This is a genomic window from Streptomyces sp. NPDC003327, assembly GCF_053589515.1.
This window is the reverse complement of sequence record NZ_JBSFSA010000013.1, coordinates 43,031-56,874: the sequence shown is the minus strand read 5'-3', so window position 1 is coordinate 56,874 and position 13,844 is coordinate 43,031. Positions and strand designations below refer to the sequence as shown.

Here is a 13,844-nt window from a genome sequence, read left to right as displayed (position 1 = left end):
GAGGCGGACGTCCGCGGGTCGGGAGCTCCCAGGGGACGGGCGGCGGGGTGGCGGGGGGCGTCAGGGGACGGACGGCGGGGTGGCGGCTCGGTGGAGGAGGGCGACGGCCTCGGTCGGGCGGTTCAGTCGCTCCAGGCAGTGGGCCTCGTCGGCGAGGGCCGTGAGGGTGTCGGGGTGGGCGGGGCCGAGGACCCGGGCGCGGGCCTCGGCGACCTCGTGGTGGGCGGTGAGGGCCTCCTCCCAGCGGCCCAGGCGGCCGAGGGCGACGGCCGTCTCGCGGCGGCTGAGCAGGGTCTCCGGGTGGTCGGCGCCGAGGACGCGGCCGCGGACCGCGTGCAGTTCCTCGGATTCGGCCAGCGCCTCCTGCCAGCGCCCGAGGCGGCCGAGGTTGACGGCGAGGGCGTGGCGGGCGCGCAGGGTCTCGGGGGCGTCGGCGCCCTGGACCCGGGTGCGGGAGGCGACGACGTCCCGGCAGACCTCCAGGGCGTCGACGGCCTGGCCGAGGCGCCCGAGGCAGATCCCGGTCTCGTGGCGGGCGGCGAGCGTGTCGGGGTGGTCGGGGCCGAGGGCCTCGGCGCGGGCCTCGGCCACCGCCCGGTACTGGGCGAGTGCCTCTTCGCCGCGCCCCAGGCGGCCCAGGGTGTAGGCGACTTCGCTGCGGGTCACCAGGGTGTCGGGGTGGGTCGCGCCGAGCAGCCGGGCGCGCGCCTCCGCGACCTCGGCCGCGGTGCGGTACGACTCCTCGACGCGGCCGAGGCGGCCGAGCGTGACGGCCAGGTTGTGGCGGCAGCGCAGGGTGTCGGGGTGGTCGGCGCCGACGGTCCGCTCGCGGGCGGCGAGTACGGCCACGTACCGCTCGTACGCCTCGGAGTGCCGGCCGAGGCGCCCGAGCGCGTACGCCCGCTCCTGGTGGGCGGCGAGGGTGTCGGGGTGGTCGGGGCCGAGGGCGCGGTCCCGGGCCTCGGCGACCCGGTCGAAGGCGCGGAGCGCGTCTGCGGGCCGGTCGAGCCGGGCGAGGGCGAAGCCCACTTCGTAGAGGCTGGCGAGGGTGTCGGGGTGCTCGTCGCCGAGGACCCGGGCGCGGTGGTCGGCGACCGAGCGGTGGACCTCCTCGGCCTCCTCCCAGCGGCCGAGGCGGCCGAGCCCGATCCCGGCCCGGTGGCGGCCGGCGAGCACGGCGAGCAGCTCCTGGTGGGACGGGGCCGGCGGCGCGACGGCCGGGGCGCCGGGCGCGCGGGCGGCGGTGGTCCACTCGGTGGTGAGGACGGCCGCGGCCGGGTCGTGGGCGACGGCGCGCCGCCCGGCGGCGTCCGCCGGCCGGTGACCGCCGCTCAGGTCCCGCGCCCACCCGGGGAGGGGTACGTGGAGGGGTACGGGAACGGGCCCGGGAGCGGGTTCCGGTACGGGCACGGGTTCCGGTACGGGCACGGGCGCGGGGCCCGGTACCGGCATCGGGGCGGTGGGCGCCACGACGGCCGCGGTGGCGGCCGGGGCCGAGGCCGCCGGAGCCGTCGGCCGGGCCGGGACCGCGCGGCCCGAGACGATGCGGCGCCGCAGGTCGCCCGCGTCCGACGGCCGCTGCTCCGGGGCCTTGGCGAGCAGGTCGACGACGATCCGGTCGAAGTAGTCGGGCAGTTCGGCGCGGTGGGTGCGCGGCGGGCGCGGCACCGTGTCGCGGTGGCCGATGAGGATCGCCCAGGAGTCGCCGAGATCGAACGGCGGTGCTCCGGTGGCCAGTTCGTACAGGACGCAGCCCAGCGAGTACAGGTCGCTCCGGTGGTCGATCTCGCCGCCGCCGATCTGCTCGGGCGACATGTAGTGGGGCGTGCCCATGGCGATGCCGGTTCCGGTGAGACGGGAGGTGAAGCCCATGTCGGCGCCGAGGCGCGCTATCCCGAAGTCGCAGATCTTCACCGTGCCGTCCCGCAGTCGCATGATGTTGGCGGGCTTGAGGTCGCGGTGCACGATGCCGTGCCGGTGCGTGTACGCGAGGGCGTCGGCGACCTGGTCGGCGATGTCGACGACGTCCTGGACGGGCAGCGGGTGCTGGGCGTTGGCGGCGAGCAACTGGCTGAGGTTGCGCCCCTCCAGGAGCTCCATGACGAGGAAGAGCACCCCGTCGTCCTCGCCGAAGTCGTGCACGACCGTGATGCCCCGGTGCTGGAGGGCCGCCGCGACCCGGGCCTCGCGCCGGAAGCGCTCGCGGATCACCGTGTGGACCTGGGGGTCCTGGTGGGGCGCGAGCGGTTTGAGGCACTTGACGGCGACCCCCCGTCCCAGCGCCTCGTCGGTGGCGCGCCACACCTCGCCCATGCCGCCGCGCCCGATGACCTCGTGCAGGCGGTACCTGCCACGGATCAGTCCGTTCTCCCCCATCGCGTGCCGTCGCCCCCGTCGATTCCGTGCACCTCCCCGGCCCGTCCAGTATGGACGCCGGTTCGGACAGTGTGTACGGGCCGGGTGTCGGCCGTACGGGTCGGGTCCCCGCCGGGTCCTCGTCGGGTCGGCCGTACAGGGTGAGGTGCCCGTCCCGGGCCGGGCGTACGCGCCGGGGCGGGTCTCGGGTCCGCCACGATTCGCGGCCCGCGGGCCGCGGCGGGGCGCGGCCGCCGGAGCGGACGGCCGGTCGTGGGACGACAGTGCCTTCTCGGACCAACCCACCGATGAGCGGCGGGAGTTCCGGCAGGAGTGCGCTACGTTGCCCGTCATGACCGAACTGGGACCTGACACCTGGCCACCTGCTCCCCTCACGACCGAGCGCCTCGTCCTGCGCGCCTCCGAGGGCCGCGACCGCGCGGCCTTCGTCGAGCTGTTCGCGTCGCCCGAGGTGGGGACGTACGTCGGTGGCTCCCGACCGCGTGACGAGCTGGAGCGCGCGGTGCCCGAGGTGCCCGGGCAGCGTCCCGGCCTCTTCGTGGCCGAGCTCGACGGGGCGATGATCGGCATGATCACGCTCGACCGGCGCGCCGCGGAGCGTCCGGGCCACGTCCGTCCGGAGGCGGGAGAGGCCGAACTCGGCTACCTGTTCCTGCCGGGGGCGTGGGGACACGGGTACGCCGCCGAGGCGTGCGCGGCGGCGCTCGACTGGTTCGCGGGCGCGCTGCCCGGCGAGCCGGTGGTGCTCTCCACCCGGACCGCCAACGAGCGCGCGATGCGCCTCGCGGCGAAGCTGGGGTTCACCGAGGTGGAGCGGTTCGAGGAGTACGGCGCCGAGCAGTGGTTCGGCGTGTGGTCCCCCACCGCGCCCGCCGGCTGAGGCGCGCCCCGGCGGGGCCCGCCCGACGGCCGGAGCGCCGGTCGGCCCGGGCCCGTGTCCAGGGGAGCGGAATGATGCGGTCGGTCGCGGGTACGCGGACGCTGTCCAACCCTTTTGGGAGGGAGCAACCATGGGTCTGGGACTGTGCATCATCATGATCGCCGTCGGCGCCATCCTCACCTTCGCGTCCGACTGGGAGGTCGAGGCGGTCAACCTCGATCTGGTCGGCCTGATCCTGATGGCGGTCGGCTTCCTCGGCACCGCCGTCTACACGAGCGTTCTTCGCCGCCGCCGGATGGTGGTCCCGCCCGTGGCGCCCACGGTCACCGAGGAGGAGCGGCGTGACCTGCTCTGAGCGAGCAGCACGCGCGCCCGGTGCCGACCGGCGTACCCGCAACACAGCGACAAAGGACACAGCGACAGAGGAGTGACAGCCATGACGACCGACGACCGTTTCTGGTCCTACCGCACGGAGACCGGCCACCTGCCGGGCACCGACCTCACCGGCTGGCGGGTCGAGGCGTGCGACGGGCACATCGGCAAGGTGGACAAGCACTCCGACGAGGTGGACGACTCCTACCTGGTGGTGGACACCGGGGTGTGGATCTTCGGCAAGGAGGTGCTGATCCCGGCGAGCACGGTGACCCGTGTCGACCTGGAGGAGCAGGCCATCCACCTCTCCTTGTCCAAGGAGCAGGTGAAGGAGGCGCCCGAGTTCGTCTCCGACAAGCACCTCGCCGACATGCAGTACCGCGAGGAGATCACCCAGTACTACCGCACCGGAGGGCCGTTCTCGGGCGGCATGGGCGCGATCTGACGCGCGGGCGCGCACACGACGACGGCGTGGGCCGGACGGGGAACCGTCCGGCCCACGCCGTCGTCCGTGGCAGGCCCTCGGGGGGCATGGGCTCGCGTCCCAGGGGCACACGGGTGCTGAACGTGGGGACCTACTCACTGCACTCCTGAGGAGGATGTTGATGGACAGACGAGACGGCGGTGCCATACCGGCGGACGAGCAGGCCGGGGCACGGCCCGGGGGGAACGCCGGGGAGCCGGGCACCGGCGGGTACGGGGGCGGTGAGACCGAGAAGGAGCGCGCGGACCGGCGCTGGCAGGAGCTCCTCCAGGAGATCCGGGTCGCCCAGACGGGCGTTCAGATCCTTCTCGGCTTCCTCCTCACCGTGGTGTTCACTCCGCTGTTCCACGAGCTGGAGCAGACCGACAAGACGATCTACCTGGTCACTGTCGTCCTCGGCTCGCTGGCGACGGGCGCGCTGATCGGCCCCGTGTCCCTCCACCGGATCGTGTCCGGCCGGAGGATCAAGCCCCAGACCGTCGTCTGGGCGTCCCGGCTCACGTTCACCGGCATCGTGCTCCTTCTCGCGACGCTGACGTCCGCGCTGTTCCTCATCCTGAGGGTGGCGACGCACGACCCGTACGTGCCGTGGCTGGTCTCCGGCGTCCTGGCCTGGTACCTGGTCTGCTGGTTCGCGCTGCCCCTGTGGGTCCGCGCGCGTCACACGAGCGGCTGACGGCGGGCCTGCGCGCCCCGTCGGCTGTACGACCGTACGCCCCGGGCCGGGCCCGCACCACCGCACACGTCAAGGCCGGCCTCCCGCACGCGACAGGGGAGGCCGGCTTCACGCGTGCGTCAAGGCGGGCCTCCCCTGGCCGGCTTCACGCGCGCGTGCCCACACCGGGGGCGGCGATGCCCGCGCGGATCCCGCTCATGCGTAGGTGACCGTCACCCGTTCGAAACCGAGGCCGCGCAGCAGCCTCTCCAGCATCTCGGTCGTGTTCCGCTCCGCGCGGTCCGTCAGGCCGGACTCCTTGGCGGCCTCGCCGATCCGCCGCGTGGCGAGGACGTTGACCGCCTGCTCGCTCGCGGGGTTGTCCGAGAAGAGGTCGCCCAGCCGGTCGAGGAGCCCGCGCTGCTTGGAGACGGCGTACGAGCGCTCGGGGTCGAGGGCGGGAGCGGCCAGCCTGGCGTGCGGCAGGCGCAGCGTGGCCTCGGTCCGGTCCTCGTCGACGGTCACCGCGTCGCCGCCGAGGCGGCCCAGGTCGACGTAGGCGACGACGCTGCCGCTCGCCACGTACAGGGTGCGGGTGCCGCGGATCGCGTCCGGCAGGAAGCGCGCGTCGTGCTCCAGGTCGACCACCACCTGGTAGGTCCCGGCCGCGCCCTCGTACCGGCTCAGGTCCTGGACGGACTTCAGGACGGCGGGACCGGAGCGGTCCTTCACCCGCGTCCCGAAGAGGTCGAGCCCGGGGACCCTGAGGAACTGGCCGATCAGCATGAGGGCGACGGCGAGCGCGAGCAGGGCGCCGATGACGAGGCGCCACCTCCCTCCGGAGCGCCTGGATGTCCGGTTCCGGTGGGACGGCGAAGGGCTGTTCTCGGTGTCTTCTCCCATGGTCGCCTGGTGCCCGCGTCCACGCCCCCCATGCCCAACTCCCCCGAGACTGTGGCTGGTTGGGTCTCCTGGGGAGGGTGGGCCGGGCGGGCGCCCTCCGAGGGGCCGCACTGCATGCGATCACCTGGTCGCGGGTACGCGGGGTCCGTCCGCACGCGGTCGTCCGGAGGAGGAAGAGGCGCATGATCGGTTGGCGAGCGTCGAGGAGACGGGCCGCGGGGGCGGCAGACAAGACGGCGGCGCCCGTCGGGACGGAGCCGGACCGGGCCGCACCGGAGGCAGGCGCGGGGGCGGCGGACCCGCGGCCGGCGACACGAGCCCCGGAGGCGGAGACGGAGGCGACGGCGGAGGCGAACGCCCGCCGGGGCCCGGGGCGGTTCGTACGGGCGCTGGTCACCCTCGTGGCCTTCGTCTGCATGGTGGGGTTCGCCGTCGTCCTGGCCAGGCTCACCCTGAACGAGTCCCCCGCCTCCGTACCCCTCACCCACAGCAACCTGACACCGGGCCGGTCGATCGAGAACTACCTCAGCCAGCCCGGGTTCGTGGACACCGTCAAGCAGCTCGGGGGGAACATCGCGCTCGGCGTCCCCTTCGGGATCCTGCTCCCGCTGCTGTCCCGCAAGGCCCGCGGCTTCGTCAAGGTCGCACTCGTCACCGCCGCGACGATGCTGCTCGTGGAACTGGTGCAGGGCGCGCTCGTCACGGGACGCGCCTTCGACATCGACGACGTCCTCCTCAACACGGCGGGGGCGCTGATCGGTTACCTGCTCATCGGCCGGCGGCTGGGGCGTGCCGTCCGCCCCCGCACCCGCCCCCACTGGTGGCAGCGGCGTCCGGACCGCTCGTCCGTCTGACACCGCGGTGGGAGGTGTTTCGGCAGCGCGTTCGGGGTGAGGTGGGGCGGATGGGGACGAGGGAGGGGGTCCGTATGACGACGGTCGCCGACAGGGGCCGAGGCAGGCGCGGGGGCAGGAGTGCGGTGCGGCGGGAGGGGCCGACGAGGTTCCTGCGGGACCTGGTGCTCGTGGTGGGGCTCGCCGGCGTGGTGATCGGCGGCGTGCTCCTGATGTTCCGGACGACCCGCTCGACCGGCTCGCACCTGCCGGTGGTCCTCGCCGTGCTCGTCGTGCTGCTGGGCGCCGGGACGGCGCTGGTCCGGTGGACGAGGGGCCCCGCGCGCCGACGGCCCGGGGCCCTCGACACCGTCGCCGCCCCGCCGTCCCCCGATCCGGCCGTCGCGGAGCCGCCGGGCACCGCCCCGCTCGTCACCGAACCCGCTGCGCCGCCCGCCGTCGACTCCGGGGCACTGGACCACCTTGCCGTCGATCCGGAGGGGTTCGAGCACACGGTGGCCGCGCTGTGCGTCCGGGACGGCTGCTCGTCCGTGGAGGTGGTCGGCGGCGCGGGCGACCTCGGCGCGGACGTGATCGCGACGACCGCCGACGGGAGGCGTGTGGTCCTCCAGTGCAAGCAGTACGCGGAGGACCACCGGGTCGGCTCTCCCGACCTCCAACGGTTCGGCGGCACCTGCTACACCGTCCACGAGGCCGACGTCGCCGTCCTCGTCACCACCAGCTCCTTCACGGAGCCCGCCCTGGAGTACGCCGCCTCCTGCGGAATCCTCTGCGTCGACGGCACGGACCTGGCGTCCTGGACCGCCTCGACGGCCCCGGCCCCCTGGACCACCGGATCGGGCGCCTCGGTCCCCGGCCCCCGGGACGGCACGACGCGGGCCCTGACGGACGGCGTCTGAGCGGTTGCTGCCCCGGGCTCCGCACGGAGCCCGGGGCGGAGCGCGCCGGCCCGCGGGCACGCGGAAGGCGGCCCGCACCCACCACCGGTGCGGGCCGCCTTCGACCCCTTCGGGCCGAACGGACGGGGGAAGACCCGTCGGCCCTTGGTTGAGCGGTCCCATGCGCTCTCCACCCGTGTGCCCCCGAACCCGTCCCCCATGCCTCCTTTTTTCAGACGAGATCTACGCCACCGGTTCCGGGGCGGCCCTGCGGATCGTGCAGTGGAGGGAGTCCTCGCTGACGTCGGCGACGATCGTGTCGCCGGGGTCCGCCTCACCGCCGAGGAGGAGGGTGGCGATCCGGTTGTCGAGCTCCGTCTGGATCGTGCGCCGCAGCGGGCGGGCGCCGAACTCCGGCTGGTGGCCGTGGGCGACGAGGAGCTTCTTCGCCGCCTCCGTGACCTCGAGGGTGAGGCCCTGGGCGTGGACCCGGTGCTTGCTGCGGTCCAGGAGGTGGTCGACGATCTCCGACAGGTCCTTCTCCGTGAGGCTGTGGAAGACGATGATGTCGTCGATCCGGTTGAGGAACTCGGGCAGGAACCGGCCCCGCAGGTCCTCCATCAGCTCGTCCTTCAGCTCGGCCGCGTCGCCCTCGTGGGAGAGGATGCGGTGGGCGCCGATGTTGGACGTCATGATGACGACGCAGTGGCGGAAGTCGACGGTGCGGCCCTGCCCGTCCGTGAGGCGGCCGTCGTCGAGGATCTGCAGCAGCGTGTTGAAGACGTCGGGGTGCGCCTTCTCGACCTCGTCGAACAGGACCACGCTGTACGGGTTGCGGCGGACCTTCTCGGTGAGCTGACCGGCCTCCTCGTACCCGACGTATCCAGGAGGCGCCCCGACGAGCCGGGCCACGGTGTGCTTCTCCTGGAACTCGCTCATGTCGAAGCGGATCATGCGGCTCTCCTCTCCGAAGAGCAGCTCGGCGAGGGTCTTGGCGAGTTCGGTCTTGCCGACGCCCGTGGGGCCGAGGAAGAGGAAGGAACCGACGGGCCGGTTCGGGTCGCCCATGCCCGCGCGGTTGCGCCGCACCGCCTGGGAGACGGCGGTGACCGCCTCGTCCTGGCCGACGATCCGGGCGTGCATCTCCTCCTCCAGCCTGAGGAGCTTCTCCTTCTCGCCGGCGGTGAGCTGGGCGACCGGGATGCCGGTGCGACGGGAGACGACGTCGGCGATGTCGGAGGCCGTGACGGAGACGACGCCCTCGCGGCGCTCCTCGATCCCGGCGAGTTCGCCCTCGAGCTCGGCGATCTGCCGCTTGAGGTCGGAGGCCTGCTCGAAGTCCTCGGCGGCCACGGCCTGGTCCTTCTCGCGCCGCAGCTTCGCGAGCCGGTCCTCGCGGCTGACGACCTCGGTGGAGCGGCCGGCGCTGCGCAACCGGACCCGGGCGCCGGCCTGGTCCATCAGGTCGATGGCCTTGTCGGGCAGGAAGCGGTCGCCGATGTAGCGGTCGGAGAGTTCGGCGGCCGCCGCGAGGGCGCCGTCGGCGAAGCGGACCTGGTGGTGGGCCTCGTACGCGTCGCGGAGTCCTTCGAGGATCTGGACGGTCTCCTCGACGGTGGGCTCGGGGACGAGGACGGGCTGGAAGCGGCGTTCGAGGGCGGCGTCCTTCTCGACGTGCTTGCGGTACTCGTCGATCGTCGTGGCGCCGACGACGTGGAGTTCCCCGCGCGCGAGGGCGGGCTTGAGCATGTTGCCCGCGTCCATGGAGCTCTCGCCGCTCGCACCGGCCCCGACGACCGTGTGCAGCTCGTCGATGAAGAGGATGACCCGGCCCTCGGACTCCTGCACGTCCTCGATGACCTTCTTCAGCCGTTCCTCGAACTGGCCTCGGTACTGCGCGCCGGCGACCATGCCCGACAGGTCGAGGGAGACCACCCGCTTGTCCTTGAGCGTGTCCGGCACCTCGCCCGCGACGATCCGCTGGGCCAGGCCCTCGACGATCGCGGTCTTGCCGACGCCGGGCTCGCCGATGAGGACGGGGTTGTTCTTGGAGCGCCGGGAGAGGATCTCGACGGTCTGCTCGATCTCGTCGGCGCGGCCGACGACCGGGTCGAGCCTGCCCGCCCTCGCCTCCTCGGTGAGATCGCGGCCGTACTCGTCGAGGGTCGTCGCCTGCTCCTTCGGGACGGCGCCGCCGGGCGCGGTGCCGCCGTCGCCGCGCCCGGCCCGGTCGGTGGCGCCACGCAGCTTCCGCGCGTCGACGTCCTGCGCGTCCAGGAGCCGGCCGGCCCCGGAGTCGGCGTCGCCGAGGAGCGCGCCGAGGATGTGCTCGGGACCGATGTACGACACGCCGGCCGCCTGCGACGTGGCGTGGGCCAGGGCGAGGGTGCGCTTGGCCGCGGGGGTCAGGCCCGGCTCGGCGGAGGGCTCGGCCGCCTCGCGGGGCAGCACCTTGGCGATCTGCGCGGCGAGCGTGTCCGGGTCGACGCCCGCCCGGGCGAGCGTCCCGCGGGTGGGTTCCACCTGGGTGGCCGCCCACAGGAGGTGCTCGGTGTCCAGGTCGGTGGTGCCGTCGTCGACGGCCTTGCGCGCGGCCGCGTTCAGGAGCTCCCGCGCGGACTCGGTCAGGAGGCGTCCGATGGGCACCCGCTGTACGGCGGGGGGCGACGAGGCGGGTGACATACCGAAGAACCGGTTCAGCATGTCGCTGAACGGGTCGGAGGAACCGAACGGGGAACCGAACGCCATCGACATGAGACAGCTCCTGGAACGCGAGGGGGGTCCTGCACACTCAAACCCGGGGCCCTGCGCTCCGCAAACGGAGCCGGGGGCGCTCCGTGCGGGGGCCGCCCGCGTTGTCGGCGCCGCCCGATCGTGCGGAAATCGGAGGACGAGCCTCACCGGCGTCCTTCCGAGAACCCCGGAGCACGATGAACTCCCCGAACCCGCCGGACCCCCCGACGCCTCCTCACCCGTCGGACCCCCCGGACACCCCGCACCCGCCGGACTCCCCGCACGCCCCGGGCTCCTCCGGCACCCCCGGCTCCCCGCACGCCCCGAGCGTCCCCGCCCTCGCCCTGGCGCGCCACGCCAAGCTGTGGGTGTTTCCCGCCGTCCTCTGCTCCCTGATCGCGCTGCTCCTCTCCCTCCTCTACATGGGGGGCATCCTCAACCCGAGCGACAGCCTGCACCGCATGCCGATCGCGCTCGTCGACGAGGACCGCGGCGCACCGCCGCCGGGGCAGCGCGAGAACCTGGGCAAGCAGCTCACCGACACCATCGCCTCCGGCCGGGCCACCGGGGACAGCGTCGACTGGCGCCGGCTCGACCGCGCCGCCGCCCAGGACGCCCTGGCCTCGGGGAAGGTCTACGGGGCGCTCGTCGTTCCCGCCGGCTTCACCGCCTCCGTGACCGCCCTCGCCACCGGCCGGGCGACCGTCCGGCCGACGCTCACCGTGCTCACCAACCCCGGCGTCGGCAGCCTCGGCTCGTCCATGGCGGCCCAGATCAACCAGGCGGCCGCCCACCAGGCCTCGCTGCGCATCGGAAAGGAGCTGACGGCGTCCGCCGCCGCCACCCCGACGACGCGGCTGTTCCTGACCGACCCGGTCGCCGTCTCGACCGAGGTCGGCCACCCGATCGGCCGCCACAGCGGCCTCGGACTCAGCGCCTTCTACTACACGCTGCTCCTGGTCCTCGGCGGCTTCATCGGCGGGAACCTCATCCACAGCGGCGTCGACACCGCCCTCGGCTACGCGGACAGCGAGCTGGGCCCCTGGCACACCCGGCGGCCCACCGTGCCCGTCAGCCGTACCCAGACCCTCGTCCTGAAGATGCTCATGACGGCGGGCATCTCGGTTCTGACCACCAGCCTCGTCATGGTGGCGACGGTGGCGATCCTGGGCATGGACGCCACGCACCTGCCGATGCTCTGGCTCTTCTCGTACTGCGCCACGGTCGCCGTCGGCCTCGGCGTGCAGGCCATCAACGCGGCCTTCGGCGGCATCGGGCAGCTCGTGTCCATGTTCGTCTTCATCGCCCTGGCGCTCCCGTCCTCGGGCGCGACGATCCCGCTGGAGGCCACGCCGGGCTTCTACCGCTTCCTCGCCGTCTTCGAGCCGATGCACCAACTCAGCGAGGGCGTCCGCTCGCTGCTGTACTTCGACGCCCGCGCGGACGCGGGGCTCGCCCGCGCCTGGGTCATGATCGCGATCGGCGTGGCCGCGGCCCTGGTCTTCGGCTTCGCCATGACCCTCTACTACGATCGCAGGGGACTGCGCCGCCTCACGCCCCAGCCCGAGTGACCGCCGGGCCCGGGGGGCCGGGCCCGGGACCCGTGCCCGGCCCCCTCCCCGAAGCACGTTGCCCGCCGTCCCGGCCCCGTGCCAGAGTGCGGGGCCTGATGGACACAACAGAGCTGACGGACACAACAGAGCCGATGGACACGACACAGCACGCGGAAGCCCGTGTCGAGGACGCGAACTCCCTTCTGGTGGTCGCTTCGACGGTGCACGACGCCGCCCTGACGAGGGACTTCTTCGGCTCCGTCGTCACCCCGCGGGACCTCGCCTCCGGTGCGTACGACCTCGCCCGGAAGACCGTCTACGTGTACGGCGACCCGTCCGCGATCAGCGACGCCCACCTGCGTACGGCCGCGCGGGTGTTCGTCGTCCGGGAGGAGGCGGACGCCGGCCGCGCGGACGGCGACGCGCCGTGGCCGGTCGTCGGTGCCGGCCGCGTGCCCCTCCGCGTCCACGGCGCCGGCGTGTACTACCGGCGCTTCTTCGACCCCGGCGACGATCACTTCGGGCGGATCCGCGCGGAGCACGCGTTCCAGTCCCTGACGGAGTCCACCAAGCCCGGGACGGCCCGTCGCAGCGGCATCTATCTGACGCCCGTCACGCGCAGCGGCGACGACCTGCGTTTCCGCCTGCTCCGGTGCTCCACGAACCTGTCGGGGCCGACCGAGAACTTCGGCCCGACCGACACGCGGATCGTCGACGCCCTGAACCGCGAGGCCGCCGCCGTCTTCCGTGACCAGGCCCCGCTCAACCACGTCCTCGCGCAGATCTACCACAACACGCGCGCCACGGCCGAGCGCAGGCAGTCCAAGGCGAGGATCTCGGCCCACGCCGACAAGACCAAGGACATGCCGGTCAACGGCATCATGGCCTTCTGCACCTTCTACGACGGGCTCGACGGGCTCCCTCCCCTGGCCGAGGACGCCTTCGACCACGGCCTGAAGGGCGTCAGCGGGCTGACCCGGCTCCACTTCCGCCTCAAGGAGCCGGCCGCGGACCTCGACGGGGCCGCGTTCCCCCCGCACTTCACCCTGACGCTCCATCCCGGCTCGGTGTTCTTCGTGCCGCTGTCCACCAACCGCCTCTACACGCACGAGATCCGGCCCTCTGCCCTGGACGCCGAGTCGCTCCCGACCCGACTGGGATACGTGGTGCGCTGCTCGAACGCCGAGGCCCTGCACCGGGACGGCCGTACGTTCCTCCTGGGAGCCGGAGAACCGGTGGAGCTGGCCCCGCCGACGCCGGAGGGGATGGACGAGCTGCGCAGGCTGTACGCCGAGGAGAACAGATCCGCGTCCTTCGTCGACTACGGCGACGCCTTCACCTTCAGCATGAACGCGGGAGACTACCGTGCCCCCCGCGTCTGAGCTCTCCGCGGGGATCCTCCGCCACGCCCTGCCGACGGACGAGGACCTCTTCGCGGAGCTGTCCGCGGCGACGCGCTGGGAAGACGTGGGCAAGGGCCGGCGGGGCGCCGTGCTCACCAGGGTCGACGAGACGGGCGGAGTGCCCCTCGTCCGCACCACCAGCCGGTACGGCGGCCCTGCGCAGCGGTTCCGGCCGGTGCACGAGCGCCTGGCGCGCCGCGTCCAGCAAGCCGCGGGACTCCCGGTCGGCTTCAACAACGCGCTCGTCGAGACGTACACGTACGCCTACCGCACCATGGGCGCCCACTCCGACCAGGCGCTCGACCTGGCCGACGGGTCGTTCGTCGCCGTCTTCTCCTGCTACCGGGATCCCGAGACGGACCCGCCGAGGAAACTGGTCTTCGAGACGAAGGAGCCCGACGGCGGCGGCAGCGGCGGCGAGAGGGTCGAGATCCCCCTCGTCCACCACGGGGTCGTCGCGTTCTCCCTCGACACGAACCGGCGGCTGAGGCACCGGATCGTGTGGGACGCGCCCGGCCGGGCGGCGGACAACCCGTGGCTTGGCGTGACGCTGCGCACCTCGAAGACCCTCCTCCGGTTCCGCGACGGAGAGCCGTACCTCCCGCAGGGTGCCCCGCTCACGGCGGCCGACGAGGACCAGCGGCGTGCGTTCTACCGGCTGCGGCGCCGCGAGAACGACGAGACGGACTTCGTCTACCCCCCGCTCACGTACACCGTCAGCGAGAGCGACCTGATGCCTCCGGTCTGACCTTC

General features: G+C 73.5%; 12 protein-coding genes. 9 read left to right on the top strand and 3 right to left on the bottom strand.

Going from position 1 to position 13,844, the window contains the following annotated elements:
• Nucleotides 1-60 precede the first annotated feature (60 nt).
• Nucleotides 61-2,376 (bottom strand): tetratricopeptide repeat protein, encoded by a 2,316-nt coding sequence (locus ACWDVG_RS14425; protein ID WP_451699461.1) that lies wholly within the window; start codon nt 2,374-2,376, stop codon nt 61-63.
• A gap of 331 nt (nt 2,377-2,707) precedes the next feature.
• On the opposite strand from ACWDVG_RS14425, the gene ACWDVG_RS14420 reads away from it, so the two are divergent.
• The 4 genes from ACWDVG_RS14420 to ACWDVG_RS14405 all read left to right on the top strand — a co-directional run bounded on the left by ACWDVG_RS14420 (nt 2,708) and on the right by ACWDVG_RS14405 (nt 4,788).
• Nucleotides 2,708-3,256, top strand: coding sequence for a GNAT family N-acetyltransferase (locus tag ACWDVG_RS14420; RefSeq protein WP_451699460.1), 549 nt, complete (start codon nt 2,708-2,710; stop codon nt 3,254-3,256).
• A 130-nt stretch (nt 3,257-3,386) separates the two neighbouring features.
• Nucleotides 3,387-3,611, top strand: a complete 225-nt coding sequence (locus ACWDVG_RS14415; protein WP_451699459.1) for a DUF6458 family protein — start codon at nt 3,387-3,389, stop codon at nt 3,609-3,611.
• An 81-nt stretch (nt 3,612-3,692) separates the two neighbouring features.
• A complete protein-coding gene (locus ACWDVG_RS14410) occupies nt 3,693-4,073 on the top strand; it encodes a PRC-barrel domain containing protein (RefSeq protein ID WP_451699458.1) in 381 nt (126 codons plus the stop codon).
• A 160-nt stretch (nt 4,074-4,233) separates the two neighbouring features.
• On the top strand, nt 4,234-4,788 hold the full coding sequence (locus tag ACWDVG_RS14405; protein ID WP_451699457.1) for a DUF6328 family protein: 555 nt from the start codon (nt 4,234-4,236) through the stop codon (nt 4,786-4,788).
• A gap of 195 nt (nt 4,789-4,983) precedes the next feature.
• On the opposite strand, the gene ACWDVG_RS14400 is transcribed toward ACWDVG_RS14405, so the two are convergent.
• On the bottom strand, nt 4,984-5,553 hold the full coding sequence (locus ACWDVG_RS14400; protein ID WP_451699539.1) for a DUF4230 domain-containing protein: 570 nt from the start codon (nt 5,551-5,553) through the stop codon (nt 4,984-4,986).
• Nucleotides 5,554-5,852: 299 nt separating this feature from the next.
• Between ACWDVG_RS14400 and ACWDVG_RS14395 the strand changes: the two genes are divergently transcribed.
• A complete protein-coding gene (locus ACWDVG_RS14395) occupies nt 5,853-6,524 on the top strand; it encodes a VanZ family protein (protein WP_451699456.1) in 672 nt (223 codons plus the stop codon).
• A gap of 74 nt (nt 6,525-6,598) precedes the next feature.
• Nucleotides 6,599-7,423, top strand: coding sequence for a restriction endonuclease (locus tag ACWDVG_RS14390; protein WP_451699455.1), 825 nt, complete (start codon nt 6,599-6,601; stop codon nt 7,421-7,423).
• 222 nt (nt 7,424-7,645) lie between these two features.
• On the opposite strand, the gene ACWDVG_RS14385 is transcribed toward ACWDVG_RS14390, so the two are convergent.
• Nucleotides 7,646-10,156 carry an ATP-dependent Clp protease ATP-binding subunit gene (locus ACWDVG_RS14385; protein ID WP_451699454.1) on the bottom strand — a complete coding sequence of 837 codons (2,511 nt, stop codon included), beginning with the start codon at nt 10,154-10,156 and terminating at the stop codon, nt 7,646-7,648.
• A 176-nt stretch (nt 10,157-10,332) separates the two neighbouring features.
• Here ACWDVG_RS14385 and ACWDVG_RS14380 point away from each other — a divergent pair, with 176 nt between their 5' ends.
• The 3 genes from ACWDVG_RS14380 (at nt 10,333) to ACWDVG_RS14370 (ending at nt 13,839) form a co-directional block, all read left to right on the top strand.
• Complete coding sequence (locus tag ACWDVG_RS14380; protein WP_451699452.1) at nt 10,333-11,706, top strand: YhgE/Pip domain-containing protein; 1,374 nt, start codon at nt 10,333-10,335, stop codon at nt 11,704-11,706.
• 134 nt (nt 11,707-11,840) lie between these two features.
• Nucleotides 11,841-13,070: a hypothetical protein gene (locus ACWDVG_RS14375; RefSeq protein ID WP_451699451.1), complete on the top strand. Its 1,230-nt coding sequence runs from the start codon at nt 11,841-11,843 to the stop codon at nt 13,068-13,070.
• Nucleotides 13,054-13,839, top strand: a complete 786-nt coding sequence (locus tag ACWDVG_RS14370; protein ID WP_451699450.1) for a hypothetical protein — start codon at nt 13,054-13,056, stop codon at nt 13,837-13,839. Before ACWDVG_RS14375 ends, ACWDVG_RS14370 begins: the two co-directional genes overlap by 17 nt.
• The last annotated feature ends 5 nt before the right edge of the window (nt 13,840-13,844 follow it).

Excerpts from the sequence above, each read along its gene's own strand:
- ACWDVG_RS14385 (WP_451699454.1), bottom strand. The coding sequence starts at position 10,156 with ATGTCGATGGCGTTCGGTTCCCCGTTCGGTTCCTCCGACCCGTTCAGC.
- ACWDVG_RS14420 (WP_451699460.1), top strand. The coding sequence starts at position 2,708 with ATGACCGAACTGGGACCTGACACCTGGCCACCTGCTCCCCTCACGACC.
- ACWDVG_RS14415 (WP_451699459.1), top strand. The coding sequence starts at position 3,387 with ATGGGTCTGGGACTGTGCATCATCATGATCGCCGTCGGCGCCATCCTC.
- ACWDVG_RS14405 (WP_451699457.1), top strand. The coding sequence starts at position 4,234 with ATGGACAGACGAGACGGCGGTGCCATACCGGCGGACGAGCAGGCCGGG.
- ACWDVG_RS14410 (WP_451699458.1), top strand. The coding sequence starts at position 3,693 with ATGACGACCGACGACCGTTTCTGGTCCTACCGCACGGAGACCGGCCAC.
- ACWDVG_RS14380 (WP_451699452.1), top strand. The coding sequence starts at position 10,333 with ATGAACTCCCCGAACCCGCCGGACCCCCCGACGCCTCCTCACCCGTCG.
- ACWDVG_RS14400 (WP_451699539.1), bottom strand. The coding sequence starts at position 5,553 with ATGCTGATCGGCCAGTTCCTCAGGGTCCCCGGGCTCGACCTCTTCGGG.
- ACWDVG_RS14375 (WP_451699451.1), top strand. The coding sequence starts at position 11,841 with ATGGACACGACACAGCACGCGGAAGCCCGTGTCGAGGACGCGAACTCC.
- ACWDVG_RS14425 (WP_451699461.1), bottom strand. The coding sequence starts at position 2,376 with ATGGGGGAGAACGGACTGATCCGTGGCAGGTACCGCCTGCACGAGGTC.
- ACWDVG_RS14395 (WP_451699456.1), top strand. The coding sequence starts at position 5,853 with ATGATCGGTTGGCGAGCGTCGAGGAGACGGGCCGCGGGGGCGGCAGAC.
- ACWDVG_RS14390 (WP_451699455.1), top strand. The coding sequence starts at position 6,599 with ATGACGACGGTCGCCGACAGGGGCCGAGGCAGGCGCGGGGGCAGGAGT.